14 protein-coding genes and 2 pseudogenes are annotated in these 19,410 nt (G+C 68.7%); 8 read left to right on the top strand and 8 right to left on the bottom strand.

What is annotated here, in order from left to right; all coding sequences use genetic code 11:
* Positions 1-60: 60 nt before the first annotated feature.
* Together ACZ60B_RS25745 and ACZ60B_RS25750 are read right to left on the bottom strand one after the other, a co-directional pair.
* On the bottom strand, positions 61-864 hold the full coding sequence (locus tag ACZ60B_RS25745; RefSeq protein WP_469390794.1) for an ABC transporter permease: 804 nt from the start codon (positions 862-864) through the stop codon (positions 61-63).
* Entirely contained in the window at positions 861-1,823 is a 963-nt protein-coding gene (locus tag ACZ60B_RS25750) for an ATP-binding cassette domain-containing protein (protein WP_469390796.1), read from the bottom strand. Before ACZ60B_RS25750 ends, ACZ60B_RS25745 begins: the two co-directional genes overlap by 4 nt.
* A gap of 215 nt (positions 1,824-2,038) precedes the next feature.
* Between ACZ60B_RS25750 and ACZ60B_RS25755 the strand changes: the two genes are divergently transcribed.
* Both ACZ60B_RS25755 and ACZ60B_RS25760 read left to right on the top strand, forming a co-directional pair.
* A complete protein-coding gene (locus ACZ60B_RS25755; RefSeq protein WP_469390798.1) occupies positions 2,039-2,773 on the top strand; it encodes a GbsR/MarR family transcriptional regulator in 735 nt (244 codons plus the stop codon).
* A 147-nt stretch (positions 2,774-2,920) separates the two neighbouring features.
* Positions 2,921-5,320 (top strand): ADP-ribosyltransferase domain-containing protein, encoded by a 2,400-nt coding sequence (locus ACZ60B_RS25760; RefSeq protein ID WP_469390800.1) that lies wholly within the window; start codon positions 2,921-2,923, stop codon positions 5,318-5,320.
* Positions 5,321-5,342: 22 nt separating this feature from the next.
* Here the strand turns inward: ACZ60B_RS25760 and ACZ60B_RS25765 are convergent.
* A pseudogene (locus tag ACZ60B_RS25765) lies at positions 5,343-5,549 on the bottom strand (2'-5' RNA ligase family protein); the annotation flags it as partial.
* A 722-nt stretch (positions 5,550-6,271) separates the two neighbouring features.
* On the opposite strand from ACZ60B_RS25765, the gene ACZ60B_RS25770 reads away from it, so the two are divergent.
* Positions 6,272-9,469, top strand: a complete 3,198-nt coding sequence (locus ACZ60B_RS25770; RefSeq protein ID WP_469390963.1) for a TIM-barrel domain-containing protein — start codon at positions 6,272-6,274, stop codon at positions 9,467-9,469.
* Positions 9,470-9,608: 139 nt separating this feature from the next.
* Here the strand turns inward: ACZ60B_RS25770 and ACZ60B_RS25775 are convergent.
* Positions 9,609-10,040, bottom strand: a pseudogene (locus ACZ60B_RS25775) (N,N-dimethylformamidase beta subunit family domain-containing protein); the annotation flags it as partial.
* 288 nt (positions 10,041-10,328) lie between these two features.
* Between ACZ60B_RS25775 and ACZ60B_RS25780 the strand changes: the two are divergent.
* Entirely contained in the window at positions 10,329-11,552 is a 1,224-nt protein-coding gene (locus ACZ60B_RS25780; RefSeq protein ID WP_469390802.1) for a hypothetical protein, read from the top strand.
* Positions 11,553-11,562: 10 nt separating this feature from the next.
* Positions 11,563-12,321: a type 1 glutamine amidotransferase gene (locus ACZ60B_RS25785; protein WP_469390804.1), complete on the top strand. Its 759-nt coding sequence runs from the start codon at positions 11,563-11,565 to the stop codon at positions 12,319-12,321.
* A 36-nt stretch (positions 12,322-12,357) separates the two neighbouring features.
* Here ACZ60B_RS25785 and ACZ60B_RS25790 read toward each other — a convergent pair whose 3' ends face one another.
* The 4 genes from ACZ60B_RS25790 to ACZ60B_RS25805 form a co-directional block, all read right to left on the bottom strand.
* On the bottom strand, positions 12,358-13,554 hold the full coding sequence (locus ACZ60B_RS25790; RefSeq protein ID WP_469390806.1) for a serpin family protein: 1,197 nt from the start codon (positions 13,552-13,554) through the stop codon (positions 12,358-12,360).
* Positions 13,555-13,751: 197 nt separating this feature from the next.
* Positions 13,752-14,189 (bottom strand): NUDIX domain-containing protein, encoded by a 438-nt coding sequence (locus ACZ60B_RS25795; protein WP_469390808.1) that lies wholly within the window; start codon positions 14,187-14,189, stop codon positions 13,752-13,754.
* A 96-nt stretch (positions 14,190-14,285) separates the two neighbouring features.
* Positions 14,286-14,828 (bottom strand): GNAT family N-acetyltransferase, encoded by a 543-nt coding sequence (locus ACZ60B_RS25800; RefSeq protein ID WP_469390810.1) that lies wholly within the window; start codon positions 14,826-14,828, stop codon positions 14,286-14,288.
* Between the two features lie 179 nt (positions 14,829-15,007).
* Entirely contained in the window at positions 15,008-16,234 is a 1,227-nt protein-coding gene (locus ACZ60B_RS25805; protein WP_469390812.1) for a serine hydrolase domain-containing protein, read from the bottom strand.
* Positions 16,235-16,530: 296 nt separating this feature from the next.
* On the opposite strand from ACZ60B_RS25805, the gene ACZ60B_RS25810 reads away from it, so the two are divergent.
* The 3 genes from ACZ60B_RS25810 to ACZ60B_RS25820 all read left to right on the top strand — a co-directional run bounded on the left by ACZ60B_RS25810 (position 16,531) and on the right by ACZ60B_RS25820 (position 18,937).
* Entirely contained in the window at positions 16,531-17,307 is a 777-nt protein-coding gene (locus ACZ60B_RS25810; RefSeq protein ID WP_469390814.1) for a MerR family transcriptional regulator, read from the top strand.
* A gap of 252 nt (positions 17,308-17,559) precedes the next feature.
* On the top strand, positions 17,560-17,937 hold the full coding sequence (locus tag ACZ60B_RS25815; RefSeq protein WP_469390817.1) for a ribosomal protein L7/L12: 378 nt from the start codon (positions 17,560-17,562) through the stop codon (positions 17,935-17,937).
* A gap of 145 nt (positions 17,938-18,082) precedes the next feature.
* Complete coding sequence (locus ACZ60B_RS25820) at positions 18,083-18,937, top strand: class I SAM-dependent methyltransferase (RefSeq protein WP_469390819.1); 855 nt, start codon at positions 18,083-18,085, stop codon at positions 18,935-18,937.
* Positions 18,938-19,410 lie beyond the last annotated feature (473 nt).

The raw sequence follows: 19,410 nt of genomic DNA on the forward strand, positions 1-19,410 counted from the left end.
GTACGGGGCGGTCGACGCCGGGAGGTGCAGGCGACGCTCCGCTCCAGGAGCAGCCCCCGCTCACTCGGCGGGCTCGCGGTTGTAGAGCTTCTTCGCCCATAGACAGCCGCCCAGAGCGATCAGGGCGCACCAACCGAGGGCAAGGACTGCGCTGTTGTCGATCGGGGTGCCCATCAGCAGCCCGCGCAGGGTTTCGATGAACGGGGTGAACGGCTGGTACTCGGCGAACCATTTCAGCCCTCCCGGCATCGAGTCGGTGGGGACGAACCCGCTGCCCGTCATGGGCAGGATCATCAGCGGCGTCAGCATGTTGCTCGCGGTGGCGACGCTCTTGGCGACCATGGCCAGTGCGACCGACAGCCAGGTGAGCGCGAGGATGATCATGACGAGCACGCCGATCGCGCCGAGCCATTCGCCGAAGCCCGCGGTCGGCTCGAATCCCACCAGCAGCGCGACCCCGACGACGGCAGCGATACTCAGCAGGGTCTGGATCAGGCTGCCCAGCACATGACCGGTGAGCACCGAAACCCGGGCGATGGCCATGGTGCGGAACCGGGCGACGATGCCCTCGGTCATGTCGATGGCCACCGAGATCGCCGTGCCCTGGGCCGCGGTCGCCACGGTCATCAGGATGACGCCGGGGACGACGTAGTTCACATAGGCATCCCGGCCGCCTGAGGGCCCGCCGAGGCCGGCGCCGAGGATGCCGCCGAGAACGTAGACGAACAGCAGCAGGAAGACCACCGGAACCCCGGCGGCCGTCAGGATGAGCGTCGGGTAACGCAGCATGTGCCGTAATCGGCGGCGCAGCATGGTCGCCGAGTCGGCGAAGGCGTGGGAAGCAGTACGGGAAGCGCTGCTCATCGGGCGGACTCCTGTTCCGTGACCGGGTTGCCCGTCAGGGCGAAGAAGACGTCGTCGAGATCGGGGGTGCGGACCTGGAGTTCGTCCACGGTGAGCGCGGCGTGGTCGAGCCACTCCAGCAGTGCGCGCAACGCCCGGAGATCGCCCTGGCTGGGGATCTGCAGCGTGCGTGCCTCATCGTCGCGGGATGACACGTCCAGCGTCCGGGCCGCGTGGTCGTAACCGTCCGGGTCAGCGAACCGCAGGGTGATGTGGCCGCTGCCGACCTGCCGTTTGAGCTCCCTCGGCGAGCCCTCCGCGACCAGTTTTCCCTGGTACAGCACGGCGATTCGGTCGGCGAGCCGGTCGGCCTCCTCGAGGTACTGGGTAGTGAGGAAGATCGTGACGCCCTCGTCGGTCACCAGCCGGTGGATGATCTCCCACATGGTCCGCCTGCTGCGCGGATCCAGCCCGGTGGTCGGCTCGTCGAGGAAGATCACACGGGGCCGGCCGACCAGTGTCATCGCGAGATCCAGGCGGCGGCGCATCCCCCCTGAATATGTCGCCGCGGGCTTGCGGGCCGCGTCCACCAGATCGAACCGCGCCAGCAGGTCCGCGGCACGCTGCCGTCGTTCCCGGCGGGGCAGACGGTTCAGGTCGGCCATCAACAGCAGGTTCTCCTCGCCGGTGAGGAAGCCGTCCACTGCGGAGAACTGGCCGGTGACGCCGATCGCCGCACGGACCGCGTCCGGATCCCGGACCACGTCGTGGCCGGTGACCCGCATGTCGCCGGCGTCGGCGCGGATGAGCGTGGACAGGATCTGCACCATCGTGGTCTTGCCGGCGCCGTTCGGGCCGAGCAACGCGAAGACGGATCCCGCGGGGATATCGAGGTCGATGCCGTCGAGCACCACGTGGTCGCCGTACGACTTGCGTACCGCGGTCACCGCGACCGCGGATCGACCGGGATCGGTAGTCATGGGTTTCACTCCCGTTGGTGAGATCCGGCGCCGCGCGAGCACTTTTGCCACTCACTGAAAATAACGTTGCATTCACGAAAACGTCAATTATATCTGCGCGAAGCGACAGCATAATTGCAGGTAGATGCGCCAAATCGTTGCATGACTCATGTCGGCTAATGCAACAACGCGTGTTGCATTAAGGTAGCCTCGACGCCGACAGCGGAGGACGCCCGATGCCCGGTGCCAGACTCACCCTCCAGGACCGGCAGCAGATCGCCGTGGGACTGCGCGAGGAGCTGACCTACGCCGCTATCGGCCGCCGCATCGGGCGGCCGACCTCCACCGTCATCCGCGAAGTGACGCGCAACGGCGGGCCACGCGGCTACCACGCCGAGGCGGCCCACCGGGCCGGCACACGACACGCGCGCCCGCGCAGGACCTCTTCACCGACACTGCCACCAGGAGGAGCCGGCCCCGGCGGGCGCGATCCACGGCTCGCTGACGAGGTGGACGCGCAGAGCGTGGAACTGATGATCCAGGCCGGGCTCCCACAGATGATGGCCAGGGTGCTCGCCGCGTTGTTCACCACCGACGGCGGCAGCCTCACCTCCGCGGAACTCGTGCGACGCCTGCACGTCAGTCCTGCTTCCATCTCCAAGGCCGTCGGCTACCTGGAGACCCAGGCACTCGTCAAACGCGAACGCGACCCCCGCAGCCGCGCCGAACGCTACGCCATCGACGACGACGTAGCGTTTCGATCCATCATGGCCGGCGTGCGCAACCAACGGCAGATCGCCGAGGCTTGTGGGGTCGTAGCCCGGAAACTCGGCACCACCACCCCTGCCGGCGCGCGGCTGGAGAGCACGAGCCGGTTCCTCCTCCACGTCATCGACGACCTGGCCCGCTCAGCCCAGCACTGGCACCAGGTCTGCTCCGCTTCCCCGGAGACGTACGAGACTGACGGCTGAACAGGCCACGGACGTCTGCGGTCACCTGTCGGCGCGGGCGCACCGGAGCCTGACGGCAGGTCACCGGCCCCTTTTCGGAGCCGCGTTGTCAGTGGCGGGAGATACGTTCGAGGTCTTGGAACCGCCGTTGCACGACAGGAGTGGACGATGACCGAGAGCAGTGTGCTGCCCGCGCTCAGGGTGGTGCTGACGGACGTCAACGAGCGTGTGGTGGAGGCGTGGCGCGCCGCGTTCGCCGACACCCCCGGCATCGAGATCCGCAAGGGCTCGATCCTCGACGAGGACGTCGACGCCTGGGTCACCCCTACGAACTCCCGGGGCCGGATGGACGGCGGGGTCGACGCCGTCATCAAGCGGTACCTGGGGTCCGGCATACAGGTGCGCGTCCAGCGGGCGATCCGTGACCGGTTCGCCGGACCCATGCCGGTGGGCAGCGCGGTCTGCGTCCCGTCCGGCGCGACCGTCCCCCGGTACCTGATATCGACGCCCACGATGGTGCGGTCCTCGCAGAACGTGAGCGCCACGCTGAACGTGGCGCTGGCGTGCGCGGCCGCTTTCCAGGCCGTCCACCGGCAGAACCGGAAGAAGCCGGGCAGCATCCGGTCCGTGGCGCTGGTCGGGTTGGGGGCTCAGACCGGTCAGGTGCCGGCCCGGGTGTGCGCCAATCTGATGTGGACCGGCTACACGCTCTTCCACGACCACTGGTTCGAGGACGACGACGAGCTGCGCTCCACGATCGTCGCCCAGCTCCACGGGATCGAGAACGCGCCCGTCGACCAGCGGGTGCGTATCGTGCCGCCGGCAGCCGTCACGCCCGTCGCCCCCGCGTCGGCGCCCGCAACTGCCGCTCCCACTCCCTCCTCTCCTTCTGCCACGACGAGTGAAGGCGCCTCCGCCGTGACCGGACCGACGACCGGCGTCCCGGCTGCGGGCCAGCCGTCGCAGCCCCAGCCCGATGTGAACGACCCCCTCGCCCTGACCGAGCTCTTCGACGGCGGCGGGGAGGCCTGGCTCCCGTTGCTGAAGCCGGTCATCGAGGCGCAGCCGGACGCCGCGCGGTTCATCGGGAAGGGCCGCAGCCACGAGGTGGTCCCGGTCCGCGAGCTGACGTTCCAGGCGCTCAAGCCGAACCCGCCGCACAAGTGGAAGGTCGTGGCCTTCGGCCAGAACCCGTATCCGCGGCCGGAGAGCGCCACCGGCATAGCCATGTTCGACAACACCTTCAGCGACTGGAAGGACAGTCAGTTCGGCCGGGTCGTCAGCATCAGGTGCCTGATCAAGGCGGCGGCGATGTGGAAGTACGGCATCGCCAAGAAGACCCCGATCGCCGACGTGCGGGCGCTGCTGAAGAAGCAGGACACGGTCCAGCCGCCGGAGTGGTTCCAGGCGATGCTGACGCAGGGCGTGCTCCTGCTGAACGCGTCGCTGACCGCGAGCGGCGACGGCGCGATGGGGGCGGATCAGCACACGGCGTTCTGGCGGCCGGTCGCCGAGCGGATCGTCGAGGAGATCCTCAAGGCCAAGCAGGACGCGCCCGAGGAGGACCGCGGGGTCGTGTTCGCGTGGTGGGGGGCGCACGCGCGCAGCCTGAAGCGGGTCGTCCTGCGGCTCCAGCAGAAGTACCCGGACGTCGAGGTCCGCCACCTCGACCACGCGAACCCGGCGGCACAGGGCGACATCTTCTGCGAGGGCGACCACTTCGCCCAGGTCAACGACGCACTGGCCTCGGTGGGCGCCGACGGCATCGACTGGCTGCCGAGCAAGGGGTGGAACGAGACGGCGGCCGGCGCGGGCGGGGCGGACGGGGGTGTCGCGGCGCGCATGGGCGCGTTCATCGAGTCGACCATGAACCTGCACCAGCTGTATCTGGAGCGCCTCACCAGCGTCAAGGACGAGGGCCTGGTCCTGCCCGCGATCACCGGTGTCTTCGACACTCCGCTGATGGACTTCCAGGACGCCATCGCCCCGGCCTCCGCGGTGCTGTCCGGGCTCGCCGGGCACATCCAGCGCTCGCACGACTTCGGCAAGCGGCGTGCAGACCAGTCGGCCGGGGCCGGCGTGTCCGCCGACGCGATCGCCGCGCTCCACCTCTACACCTGTGAGTCAGCCTTCTACCGCGAGATCAACAGCGTTCTGCGCTCCCCCGACCGCACCAGGGTCACGCCCTACCTGCCGTACCTGCGGCTGCTGTTCTCGGCGGTCTCGGAGCTGCCGGCCTACACGCAGCCGCTGTGGCGCGGGGTGTCGCTGGACCTTCGGGCGCAGTACCCGGTGGGCCGTACGGTGACCTGGTGGGGCGTCTCCTCGTGCACCTCCGAGCTGAACGTGGCCAGGGCGTTCCTGGGCAGTCGCGGCAAGCGGACCCTCTTCGAGGTGACGCCGGCGCGGGCGGTCGGGATCAAGAGCTTCTCCGCCTTCACCGGCGAGGAGGAATACATCCTTACGCCGGGGACCCAGCTCAAGGTGACGGAGGTGAAGAGCGAGCCCCGCGGACTGTGCACGGTCCGGCTGAGCGAGGTCACGGACGCCGATCCCGTGGTGTCCTGAACCGCTCGGCGAGCGTTGCCGCTTCTGCCCACGAAGTCGACGCCCTGCATGGTGAGGTGCAGCCTCCGGTCAGGGACCAGGGTGAGGGCTTTCCCAGCGGGGCGAGGGCGACGGCCCGGTACTCGGCGGCTGGCTGGTGCGCATCGTCCTGCCCCTCGAAGGTGAGGTGCCAGGTGCAGAAGCGGCGGCCCACGCTCCAACCGGGCCGCCACCACCAGTGATTCCGCATGGTCTCGGTGTCCGGTGTCATGGTCGAAGTCTCGTCAGGCGGAACCGCCCTCTGGCGAGAGGGCGAGATGCCGGGGAGCCGAGTCGAGGCAAAAGGCTTCGATCGCGCCGCGCAGACCTGCCCCGGACCGCTGTTCGGGGTGGTCCCCAACAACGGTCCGCTGTTGAGGTTCGTTCGTTTCGCCGGCCTCATTGACCACGAATCGAACATGACGCCACACTGTCAGGCAACGTCCCTCAACCGGAATGTGAAGTCCGGACGCTGCTCGTTGTCTCACCTGCGAAGGCTTACGTCACTGATCACAGGCGTGGCGGAGGAAGGAAGAAACTCCTTGAGCGTCGTCTTCGAACCCCGGCGGGCGCGGCTTCCTCTCGTCGGCACTATGACAACGGTCTCCTCGAACGGGCCGCACTCACAGCCTGATCTCACGGCGCCAGGTCTTGGCGCCGCTTCGTGAGCCGGGCGCGACAGGGTCGCGGTACCCGGCGCTCAAGGAGCTTCCAGCCGGGCGCGATCGTGCACACCACCGGGCCCGGGTGCTGTCACCTTCCCTGGGCGGCACGGCAATCCAGGGTTGACATGGGGCGCCTCGTCATCGAGTAAACGGAGTTGACATGCCAAGTGCGGCGAAGATGCGACGTTTCAGATCCATGCGGCGGCAGGTGAGCACGGCCGTAGCGCTGTCACTTGCCACCGCGACGGCACTTGCCGGCGGCCCGGCCCTGGCCAGTCCCCTGTCTCCCCGGGATGCTTCCGACCAGCGCATTCCGACCATCACATCCGGTGACGCGCGTTTCGAAGTCCTGTCGCCCACGCTGATCCGCACTGAGTACGCGGGCGATGGGAAGTTCACCGACGAGCCCACCTTCAACGCGATAGGCCGCACGGGTTTCGCCCGGACCGCCTACTCGTCCCGCGTCTCCGACGGCTGGCTCACCATCAAGACCGACGCGACCGAATTACGCTACAGGGTCGGATCCGGACCGTTCGATACGGACAACCTCTCCGTGCGTGAGACCGCGGGCGACAGCCCGGTCACCGCTACCCCCTGGCAGCGACTGACCTGCTCGCTCGGCGCACTGTGTGAGGCTGAGAAACTCCAACTCGACGGCGTGTCCGTTGCCGAGGACCACAGCGGCCACACCGGCGCGGGCTTCGCAGCCGGCTTCGCGGGAACCGGCAGTTCGGCAAAGGCTGACATCGATGTCAGCAGCGCTGGGACGTACGACTTCGATGTGCGTTACGCCAACTCCGTCGGCGGCGACGGAAAGAACGAGACAAGGACGCTCTCCCTCACGGTGGATGGCGCCGCGCCGCAGAGGGTGTCCCTGCCGACCACGGCGAACTGGGACACCTGGAAGCTCGTCACCGCGCAGGTGGCGCTCAGCGCCGGTCGCCATACCGTGGCGCTCACCCGGACCGCTGCCGACTCCGGAAACGTCAACGTCGACAGCGTCGCCCTGGTCAACTCCAAGGACCCGTATCCCCCGGCTTCCACCACCGCCATCACCGGCTGTCTGCTCGGCACGAGTTGCGAGGCGGAAGCAGGGCGGGTCTCCGGCAGTGCCGTAAGCGCCGATGACCATCCGGGCTATGCAGGAAGCGGCTTCGTCGCCGAGATGAACCAAGGATCCGGCGTGACCACCCACCTGGTCGGGGTCCCCGAAAAGGGCACCTATACGCTGCGGATCCGTTACGCCAACGGCACCGGCGGAGACGGGCGGCACGAAACCCGTACCGCGTCCGTTTCGTCGGGTGGCACGAACGTCCCCCTGTCGCTCCCGGCGACGGACGACTGGAACGACTGGAAGACCGCGACGGCACGCGTCACGCTGAACGCAGGCCAGGACGACCTCAGCTTCAACTGCCCGGACACGGCGAGCTGCCACGTCAACCTGGACACCGTCTCCCTGGCGTCGGCCGACGTCCCTGCTCCGCAGCCGCATCTCGCACTCGGCGGCTACCGTCGCGGTCTGGACGGTGTGACCGGCAACGGCCCCGCTCCAGTCACCACGCCCGGTCTCCTGAACAAGGACGGCTGGTACCTGCTGGACGACACCTTGTCGGCGCTGTACGACACGGCGACGCAGAAGGTCACGCCCCGGCCCTCGCACGGCGGCAACCCCTACCAGGACGGCTATGTCTTCGGCTTCGGGCACAACTACAAGCAGGGCCTGAGGGACCTGGCGACCCTGACCGGCCCGTCCGCGTTGTTGCCGCAATGGGCCTACGGGGTCTGGTACTCGGAGTACATCGACCGCACGGCAGCCGACTACCAGAACACGATCTTGCCGGCCTTCAGATCCGAGGGCGTACCCCTGGATGTGCTGGTGACCGATACCGACTTCAAAGCGGTCAACGACTGGAGCGGGTGGGAGATCGACACGGCCAAGTTCCCCGATCCGAAAGGCTTTTTCGACTGGTCCGCCAGAGAGGGGCTGCACAACACGCTCAACGTGCACCCGAGCATCCTTGCCTCCGACCCCCAGTTCGCGCAGGCACAGGCAACCGCCAAGGGCAAGTTGACGAAGGGAGGTTGTGCTCCTGCCGCTTCGGTCCAGGGCAACTGCTACACCTTCGACTTCGGCGACCCCGACCAGCTCGAGGCGTACACGGACCTCCACCGCACCATGGACGAGCAGGGCAACGACTTCTGGTGGCTCGACTGGTGCTGCGACCAGTCGCAGGCAGCGCTGCCCGGGGTCACGCCGGACGCGTGGATCAACCAGCAGTACGCCTCTCTCACCGGCCAGAGCTCCGGCCGAGGCTTCGTGCTGTCCCGCGCCTACGGCTCACTCCAGGCCGGCGGCTACAGCGGCCAGCAAGGCCTGCCGACCGGACCGTGGGCCGACAAGCGCAGCACCGTCCACTTCACCGGTGACACCTCCTCGACCTGGGGCACCCTGAAGCTGGAAGTCGGCTACACCCCAGGCGAGTCCGCCGCGACCGGGCTGGCCGCCATCACCCACGACATCGGCGGTCACAACGACACGACGGGCCTCAAGGGCTCGGAGACCTACACCGACGCAGGCGGCACGCACAGCACGCACAAGCTGCCGGACGACCTGTACGCCCGCTGGGTCCAGTTCGGCACCTTCCAGCCGATCGACCGCCTGCACAGCAACCACAGCGACCGGCTGCCCTGGCAGTACGGGCCCCAAGCGCGGCAGTCGGCGGACAAGTTCCTCAACCTCCGTGAAAACCTGGTCCCTTACACCTACTCGCTGGCCGAGGAAGCCAACCGGACCGGCACTCCCATCGTCCGTCCCGCCTACCTGGAGTACCCGGACGAGCCGCAGGCGTACGCCACCGCCGGCAGCGAATACTTCTACGGCTCCGACATGCTGGTCGCCCCGGTCACGACAGCCGGGACGACGGCGACGACCTCGGTGTGGTTCCCGCCGGGCCAGTGGACCGACTACTTCACCGGAAAGACCTACCAGGGCGGCACCACACAGGAGATCACGACCGACCTGAACTCGATGCCCGTGTTCATGAAGGCCGGCGGAATCGTTCCGACCCGCACTCATGACGCCACCAGCAACGACAAGGCTCCGCCGACCCAGTTGACGCTGACCGTCGCCTCAGGCGCGTCGGGCGAATACACCCTCTACGAGGACGACGGCTCCCCCGCCGCCACGCACCACCAGGGCCACAGCGCCACCACGACCGTCCGATACGCCGAACACCGTGGGCGCCACACCGTCTCCATCAGCGCGGCGAAAGGCTCCTTCCGCGGCCAGGTGAAGAACCGGCAGTGGACGCTGTCCATACTCGGAGCCGCCCACATGCCGGCAAAGGTCACCACGCACGAGGGGCGACTCGCCCCGAGCCAGTACCACTGGGACGCCGACACGCGCGTCCTGACCCTCACCCTGCCCCAACGCACCGTGCGCACCCCGATCACCATCACCTACTAGGTGCCGCATCGAGCGACGTTCGCCTTGTCGTGACGCGCCGCCCGGACGGTGCTCCGGGCGACGCGTTGTGCGTCATCAACCCCTGTGCAGACTCGCGAAAAGGCCGGCTTCCCGGGCCATGGTTCAAGGCCCGGGAAGCTCAGGGGGTGGTGTTCTGGATGCGACGGCCGCGTCTGTCACGGGGGGCGAAGCTGTCGCCGTAGGGAGCCGTCGAGAGGAGGATCCGGTCGGCGCCCGTCGGCGACGGCATCCTGTCGTCGTAACCGTCGGCTTCGCCGCCGACCAGGCCGCGTAACTCCTCGCCGCCCTGCAGGCCGGTGCCGGCCCAGAACCAGTGCTTGGGTGCCCGCACGACCAGCGGGGCGGGCTCGGACAGGATGCCGTTGTACTGCACGCCCAGCGGGCCTTGCTCGGCACGACCGTGCTTCTCGCAGACCTGGGAGGTCGGCTCGAACCGTCCGCTGCGGTGGAAGGTGCGCCCGTACCGGGCGGCCTTGTACTCCAGCATCGCGACGAACGCGGACCAGCCGGCGTCATGCACGGACTTGGCCAGGCGCGTACGGGTGAGCCCGGGCGGTCTCACGAGCCCGCAGGGCGTCGTTGCGGACCACCCGCGCACCCGAACGCCCGGGCCGATGCGGAGCGCCGAGGACCGTTCGGGTACAGGCGGAAGCTGTACCTCAACTGCATGTCAATCACCGCACTGCGGTCCGCTTATGACTGAGCATCAGAATACTCGTACCGGTCGACAGAAGGAGGATGCGGCGGGGGGAACGCTCCGTATCAGATGCCTGTAGTGGATCTCGTGGACGCGGTAGCCTGCAGGACCGAGGTATCTCAATCGCCGGGGGACGGTTGCATGGACAGGTACGAACTTGTTCAGGAGGAGGGCGGGGCACCGGAGAGAGTGGTGTTACCGCAGGCCCCTGCGGTCGTCGGACCGCTCCCTGCGGAGTCGGATGACGTCGACTTCTGCGGCGACGCCCTGCTGTTGCTGACCGGACCCTTCTATCCCGGGTCCACGTCCCTCACGGACGTTCCCAGCTTCGCCGTACCGCTGGACGGCGCGCTCGATCCGCAGATGCGCCTGACGGTGGTGCAACGGTCCCTGGACCAATTCCTGCGTGGCTCGCTCACCTTCGGCAATCCCCCCGTCGACCTGCTCACGCACCTTGCCGGCTCCGACGCGTTCAACGCGCGGCTGACGACGATCGTGCAGGAGGCGACGCTGCTTCCCGTGGAACTGAGCGTCACCGGCGTTCTGTTCCCGGACGGCTACGGCTCGGTGGCCGTGCACATGCGCATCGCCGACGGGTGGTCCGAGGTACGGCGGAAGCAGCTCATCGACGGCTTCGGGCCGAAGGGCCGCGACGATGTCACCGCGCGCATCAGGGACGAGCTGCTGCCGGCCCTTGCCGCGGTGTCCGACCAATGCCGACAGGGGCCGCCGTGTCCCACCGTCCTGCCCTATTTCAACCTCGCCTACGCAGGGAGCACCACCCATCCGGCTCCGGGCCGGGCGACGCTCTCCCATTCCTTACGGCACCTGGTCTACCCCCGCTCCGCCGAGCCGATCCCCTCCGAATCGACGTGGCCCGAAGAGTTCTTCTACCCCGGGTACGCCTTCTTCCTGTTGGCCTCCCGGAACCCTCAAGACACGCTCGGCCAGCTCGAGCACCTGCTGGGTCAGCTGAACGTGCACTACGCCCGGCTGGAACGCTCCGCCGACGCCGCGGAACGGATCATCCGCGAGTCGGCCCTGGACGAAGACCCCGAACTGCTCGTCGGGCTGGAACGACGGCTTCGTGCCGACTATCAGGCGTTGGTACGGCCCACGTTCAGCTACGACTTCCACGTCCTCAAGCTGCGTGACAGCGTACTGAAGGCGTGGGAGACCGAGAAGGTGCGCGAACGCACCGACACCCTGCTCGCAATGGCGCGGTACGCGGTCGAACGCAAGCTGGAGCACGCGCAGATGCGCCGGGTGAAGCGAGTCAACCAGGCCGTGACGATCGTGGCTATCCTGAGTTTCGTCCAGTGCGTGGACGCAGCGGCCAGCTTGTGGTCGATGTTCTTCGGGTAGAGGGGGGATCGTGCCGGTGGACGTGCAGATCTGCGTCGCGGACGGACTGATCTACGACGGTCTCGACTACGCCGACCGGATCGAGCAACGACTTACCCGGGCCGGCCTGAGCTGTGGACGCCTGAACCTGCCGACCGAGGCGGCCGATCCTGCCGCGCGCATCCCCCGACCGAACCTCGCCTATGTGTTCACCGGAGGCCAGACCTCTGTGCACTCGGACGCCGCCTGGATGCGCGCGACCATCACGCTGGTGCGGGAGCTCATCGCGGACACGGGCAAGCGCGACGGGGGTACCGAGGCCGCGAGCCCGGGCCCCGCGGTGATCGGCGTATGCCTCGGCTCTCAGTTGATCGCCGAGGCACTGCGTCCGGATTCGATCATCGGCAGTTCGGGCATAGAGGTCGGCCTGACCCCGGTGAGCCGCACCGGTGACGGCACCCGCAGCAGGGGCGGCGACCACGGCATCGACGTCGTGCCGTCGTTTCACTATCAGGCCATCAGTCCGCGGATCGAGGAGGTCGACGGGGTACGCATCGAGTACCGCAACGACCACACCTCCGTCCAGGCACTCAGCTTCGGCGAGCGGGTTTTCGGCTGCCAGTTCCATCCCGAGCTGACGTCCGACGACGTACGCCGCCTGATCGACTTCAACAAGGACGTCATCACCGAGTGGAACGGGGACACGGCGGCCGCGCACCGATCCGTGGAGCAGTACCAACTGCACGACGACCTCTTCGAGCGCCTGGTGATCGACCGGATCACGCGCTGAGGCCGGCGAGGCACGCCGCGCCTCGGGGAGGGGCGCTCAGCAGTCGTCCCAGGAGGCTTCCTCGAGGATGTCGGGGTCGGTGACCCAGCCTGCGTTGAGGACGAGTCGGGAGGTTCGGTGCAGTGCGAGGAATCCGAAGGGGCGGTCGAAGCAGACGCTGATCTCGCGGGCCCGGAAGGGGTGGCGCGGGATGCCGCCGGCCATTCCCGAGAAGGCGGCGACAGCCGCGGAGCGGAAACCGCGTGCGCCGAACGTCGCCGTCATGGACTGTGCGGCAGCCTCGACAGCGAGCGGCTCGGCACTTATGCCGGGGAAGTGGCCTTGCGAGGCGTCCGTCGCCGTGCGCAGGCCGAACAGGTCGGGCTGGTCGAGCAGATCGTGGTGGGCTTTGACGGTGAACGGCACGGTGGTCACGTGGAGCCTGGGTTCGCCGTCGACGCTGGGCACGCGCGTCACGGACAGCCCGGGGCCCGGGGTGCCGTAAGGGAGGTGCTCGCCGGGGACCATTGCCCGGCGGTTGTGGAGTGCGCCCGCTGCGCCGGCCAGTACCTGGCCTGCCGTTGCGTCAGGTGTTCCGAGGTACAGGTGGACGTCGATGCCATGGGTACCGATGACCTGAAGTTCGGTGAGGGGGCCGGCTGCCGTTTCCGCGATGCCAACCCGGTTCAGGAGACTGGTGGTTCGGTACAGGCTGGCCAGGTCCCTGCCGTACCAGGGTCCGGCTCCGACTTCCATCGCGCCCGAAGTGAAGGGCCGGATCCAGTCGGTACGCAGGGTCAGGGCGCTGGCCAGCACCAGCAGAGTCCTGTCGTTCACAGGGACCGGCATCACGTCGACCTGCCCTTGGGTGCACTTGGCCGCCCATGCGTCGAGGTGCAACCGGTCGCTGACGGGGTCGCCGGTGAGCTGCCCGTGCACGTCGGCGGGCAGTCGGTCCGACCAGGCCGGCTCGACGGGCAGGGTGTCGCGGGTCCACAGACCCAGGGCCGTGCCCGGGCCACGCGTCGCCCCGAGGGTGGAGAGCAGCTCTCGTGCGGCCGCTGCGGCACCGTCTGCCGGGATGCCGAGTGCGTCCGAGAGTTCCTGCCGGGCGGGACCTGCGGCACCGTCGGCGAGGAGGCCGAGCAACGGCCACACCCCGGCTGCGGCAAATACCGTGCCGTCGTCGGGCAGGGTCGCGGCCCAACGCATGGTCAGTCCGTTGATGGCTTCGACTGTGCCGTGACTGGCCATGCCTGCCCTCTCGTCACTCCCGGATCCCCGCGAGAGCAGAACCCGGAAAGTACCGACTGGTGAACGAATTGAACGTCGCGACCCCCATCCCCACGACCCCATCGCATAGCTCCCCCGTCCCCGCACCGGCCGTCCATCGAGCAGCACCCGTGACACATCGCTACGAGCGACCTCGTCGAACGACTTGGTTCGAAGTGTTACTTCGCTTCCCAGGGCTCAATCATGTGAAGGGCGTCGGCTGCGGCCGGCGACAGCACGGCAGGCTGCAGGCCCGCTAGGGGGATCCAGGTCGCCGCGTCAGTCGAACCGTCGACCTCGGCGACCGTGGACGTCCCGGACTTGAGGTCCACCGCGTAGAACAGGGCGACAAGATTCCAGTTCACGCCGCGCCGTTGAACCGCGTACGTCCGGGCGTCGAGCAGTCGAGCGGCGGCGAGTTCGAGTCCTGTCTCCTCCCGGAGTTCACGGGCCAAGGCCTCCACCGGCTGCTCGCCCGGATCGACTCCCCCGCCCGGCAAGTGCCACAGCCCTGGAGTGAAGATCGGTGACGCGTCCGACAGACGAGCCAGCAGCAACCGCTCGTTCTCCACCGCGATGGCGTATGTCGAAACACGAGTCCGCGTACCGACGTCCACGATCTCCGCCCCTCCATGTCGACTGGCCTGAGGTGAAGCCCCGACCTCGCCAAGGCCCGACCCCCGCAGTCCGTCCCGGTGATCGGAAGATGTCTCCTAGACCTTCGAGTCCGCCTTCCAGTCGCGGGCGAGGAGCCCGAGCAGCACCTCGTCCAGGAACTCGCCCATCACCCAGGCCGAGGAGCGCAGCACGCCCTCGCGGACGAAGCCGTTGCGCTCGGCGGAGCGCAGCATCGCGGCGTTGTCCGACAGCGTCTCGACCTGCAGCCGGTGCAGGCCGCGCACGACGAATCCGTAGTGGCACAGCGTCGCGACCACGTCGGTGCCGTAGCCCTTGCCGCGGGAGGACGGCAGCAGCCCCAGCCCGATGTGCGCGGTCCGGTTGTGGTTGTCGATGCCCCACAGCGTCGCCGTGCCGACCAGTGTGCCGCCCTCCAGTTCCACCACGGAGAACCGGACGCTTCCCTCGTGCGTGTCGTCCACCACGAGCCGGGGATCCTGCGAGCCGGGCGTGATCGGGCGCCACGGCCCGGCCTCGGCCCGCGAGGAGTTGACGACGTCGTCGTAGAGCTCGGTCCGCAGGACTGGGATGTCGTCCTCGTGCCGGGCCCGCAGCCCGATCTTGTTGCCTCGAAGCATGTGAGCTTCCTATCCGACCGGGCCGGCCGGCGGCAAACCGATAAGGCACTTCAACGGCCGGCCGAAGAGACGACACCCACTGCTGAACGGCCTTCGACTTCCCGGACGCGGGCGCACAGGGATTCTGCCCCTGGCTCCTGTCACCGGTCCCAGCCGTACAGCAGTGGTCGATGTCGTTGTCAGTCGATGGCCTGGTAGAGCGTGGTCCAGAAGTCGTTCATGGCGCGCGGCGCGTCCGGGGTCGACAGTCCGACCTGGGTGAGCAGGACTCCGGTGAGCTGGTTGGTCCTGTCCGCGTAGGCGGTGGTGCCGCTTCCGCCGAACCAGCCGAACTGGCCGACGGGCGAGTAGTCGTCGCGCCGGGTGCGCACCTCCATCCCGAAGCCCCAGCCGCCGTGCGCCCCCTGGCCGCACGACAGGTGGGCGAGGTTGCTGAACATGGCTTCGCGGGCGGCCAGTTGGCCGGGCGAGAGTCGGTTGGTGGTCATCAGCTCGACGGCGGCCCGGGACAGGATCCGCTGACTGCCGTGCATCCCGTGGTTCAGCAGCATCTGGAAGTAGGCGTCGAAGTCGTCGACAGTGGAGACCAGTCCGCCGCCGGCGCCCTGGAACACCGGGGGCGCGCCGGCCCTCCCCCCTGCCGCTTCGTCCCACACGACGAACTCGCCGGTCTGCGGATCGGGTCCGTACAGGGGCGGCAGTCGGTCGATCTTGTCGGCGGGCACGTGGAAGGCGGTGTCCTTCATGCCCAGCGGATCGAGGACGCGTTCGCGCAGGAACGCCTCCAACGGCTGTCCGGTGACCCTGGAGACCAGCACGCCGGTCACCTCGTTGCTGAGGTCGTACTGCCACCGCACTCCGGGCTGGTACTGCAGCGGCAGCTCGCCCAGGCGGCGCATCCACTCGTCCGGCGCGGGCGCGGGCCCGGATGCCACGCTGTAGTCGAGACGCTCGAAGGTCGCGGCCCTGATCGGGGAAGCCATCGACTCGAAGTCCACTCCGAGCCCGAACGTGGAGGTGAGCAGGTCTCGTACGGTGATCGGCCGTTGCGCCGGCACGGTGTCGTCCAGCGGTCCGTCGGGCCGCTTCAGCACCTGCCGGTCGGCGAGTTCGGGCAGCCACTGATCCACGGGGTCGTCCAGCCGCAGCCGGCACTCGTCCAGCAGGACCATCGCCGCTGCCATCGTGACCGGTTTGGACGCGGACGCCATCCGGAAGATCGTGTCCCGGCGCATCGGCGCGCCACCGTCATGACGCATCGTCCCGATCGCTTCAACGTGCGTCCGGCCGCCGCGGCTGACCAGGGCGACAAGGCCGGGAATCTTCTTGGACTCGACGTGCCCCGCCAGCACTTCGCGCAGTCGGCGCAGTCCTGCGTCGGAGAAGCCGCTGTTGCTTGTTCCCATGATGAATCTCCTGTTTCTCCTGTGCGTTCTCAGAACAACCCCGTTGGCTGTCCGGGCCCTTGGAGCGGCCGTGCGGAGAGCCTGCAGCCCTGCCCCAGGGGCAAGGTCAACCCCTGCTCGGCACCAAGGAGTTGACCGGCCCCAAAGGCCGGCGTCCCGAGCCTCGTCAGCGGTAAGGGAAAGGGCTGGAACCGGTTCGCGCTATCCTCACTCCTGTGATCGTCCGGGCTTCCCGGCCGTCGCCGTAGCGGCCGGCGAGACCTCGGCCGCCCACGACCCGGAGGTGCGCCGAGCCGATGGCAGACGGGCTCACGATCGGCCAGGCGGCAGCGTTCGCCGGTGTCACGATCAAGACCGTGCGGCACTATCACCGGCTCGGCCTGGTCGCCGAGCCGGAACGTGACGGTTCCGGCTACCGCCGCTACCGCTCGGACGAACTGTTCCGGCTGGTCCAGGTCCGGACCCTGGCCGCAGCGGGCGTGCCGCTGGCCGAGATCGGCGACCTGCTCGACGCCGATCCCCGGACGTTCGCCGCCACCCTGGACGACATCCATCAGCAGCTCACCGAACGGATCGACGACCTGACCGCGCGCCGCGACAGGCTGCGCCGTCTGGACCACGGCGACCGGGCCCTGCTGCCCGACCGGGCCTGCGCGGTCCTGGACCGGCTCGCCGAACTCGGCTTCAGCCCCGACTACGTGGCCGGCCAACGAGAAGCCCTGGTGCTGACCCAGGCGCTGGTCCCGGAGATCTTCGACCAGTTCCTGACCCGGCTCGGACACTCCCTCGACGATCCCGAGTCCGTCGAACTGACCAAACAAGGCTGGGAAGCGAGGTCCTGGGACCCGGACGACCCGCGGATCGAGGAGCTGGCCTCCGCACTGGCCGACAAACTGCTCTCCGACCGCGAACTGCTGGCCACACCAACCGGATTCCACAACCAGCCCGACGCCGCCTCCCGCTACGCCGTGGTCAACCACCACCGCGAGGACCGGTCACCGTCCATCGCCCGGCTGAACACACTGATCGAAACGCATCTGCGCGCAGCCGGCATCGCCGTGCCGCACCGGTGACAGCCGCCCGGCGGACCCGGGCGCATCAAGGTCTCCGCCGAACCCGGAACGGTTCACTCCGTCTGGCCCCGGTCATGTGAAGCAGCAATCGGCCGGCGCTTCGGGCGACAATCGGCGATCTTGAGTGCCGCGGATGTTCACCGGAGGTGACGTCGCCGCTCGGCGGGATCGCCGCGCTGAAAACTGATGGGCCGAAGGTCTCTGCGTCGACATACTGAGAGCGGCTGTCCCGTCGCCGAAGGAGACGTGCCCATGGAGGAGCCGGCGTTCACCGTGCTGGTGACCGAATCCGGGAACGGGAGACAGGAGGCCCTGAAGGCAATCCGATCGGTGACCGGACTGAGCCTGTGGCGCAGCAAGCTTCTTCTGGGCAGCGTCCCTGCGGTGGTTCTGGAGGAAGCCCCGCTCGACACCGCCCTTATCGCGGTCCGGCGGCTGCGGGAGACCGGTGTGTCCGTAGCCGTGCGCTGTACTTGGTGCGACAGGACAGTGCCCCGCGACGAGACGCTGCGCGACCCAGCCCCCTGCGCGTCCCGCTACTGGCCGGCCGCTCATTGCCAGGCGAACTCTTTGACCGGCTGCGACTGCGAGTTCTGCAGCACCTACGGACCCACCGGCCTCACCCTCTGAGGCGCAGGGTGGCCGGTGGTCTTCGCTTGACGCCGAGTCCTCGTGGTCGCAGGAGGCCAGAGCGCGCATGAGCGGTCGGCGGCGCCCGAGGCCGGCTCCCCTCATCCGACCCGAGCCCTTGGAGCCGGTCGTCTAGGCTGGCGGGGTGACTGATGGACAGGAGCAGGTGCAGCCGTCCGGAGTGTGGGCCACGGCGGTGGGGGTGGCCAGGGTGCGGGCACTGGAGACCGAGCGGGAGAACGCGCTGTTCCGCGACCCACTGGCACAGGCCTTCGCCGCCGCCGGCGGCCTGTGGCCCTCCTCGCCACCGCTGCCCGATGGTGACGAGGCGGCGCGACGGCGTCGGCTGGCCGTGTCGTTCTCCATCGTCATCAGGACGAAGTTCCTCGACGACCTGTTGCAGCAGGCCTGTGCGTCCGGGATCCGGCAGGTCGTACTCCTCGGCGCCGGCATGGACAGCCGGGCCTTTCGGATGGACTGGCCCGAGAGCACCCGGCTGTTCGAGGTCGACACCGCAGCACCACTGGACTTCAAGGCATCGGTGCTGCGCCAGGAGCGGGCCGTGGCACGCTGCGAGCGGATCACCGTCCCCGTGGACCTGCGTGAGGACTGGCCGGCCGCGCTGGCCGCCGCAGGGCACGATGCGTCGGCGCCGACCGTGTGGATCGCCGAAGGACTGCTGATCTATCTGCCCCAGGAGGCGGTGGAACTGCTGCTGGCCCGGATCGGCGCGCAGTCGGCGCCAAGCAGCAGGATGGGGCTGACATTGGGCTCGCGCGGCGTGATCGAACGCTTCGGCGCGGACGCCGCGCCGGGATCGGCGGCGTCCATGTGGGTCTCGGAAATGTCCGACGACCCGGTGGGCTGGCTGGCCGGGCACGGCTGGGAGGCCGACAGTCACACCCTGCGCGAGCGCGCCGCCGCCTACGGCCGCCCGATCGACACCCCGCCGCAGCACCAGGAGCAGCCCGGCGGACTGATCTCGGCGGTCCGCCGCTAGAACGACTCCCGGCTCTCACGCATGGTGGCCGGTCCTTCCGCGTTTGTTCCGTCTCGATCGATCTGGTCCCGGGCGGTCGGACAGTGGGTGTTGTCCCGGTTGGGCCGGTCGGCGACGCCCGCTCCCCTGGCTGGTGCGCGGGCATGAGGGAACACCCCGGGTTCGGCACCGTGCCGGCGTCGTTGCCGGGCCACAGAATGCTCACGGTGCGGGAGCCGGCCGAACGCGCTGGGGTGACCGCGGACGAGGTCCGGGTGGTGCTCGCGGGGAAGAGCCCCCACAGAGGTGCTGCTCCGACGGCTTGCGCCCGCCCTGGGGTTCCACGCTGCCGATCTGTTCGTCCTCGCAGGACGGGCGGTCCCGGAGGACCTGGCGCCGCTGGATGGGCATGGCGAAGGCGCTTGCGTTCGTGACTCCCGCGTACCCGTCGGCGGCCACCTACGACGTGTTCGCCTCCGGGCGCAAGGAGTTGG

Source organism: Streptomyces sp. NPDC104096 (genome assembly GCF_055584385.1).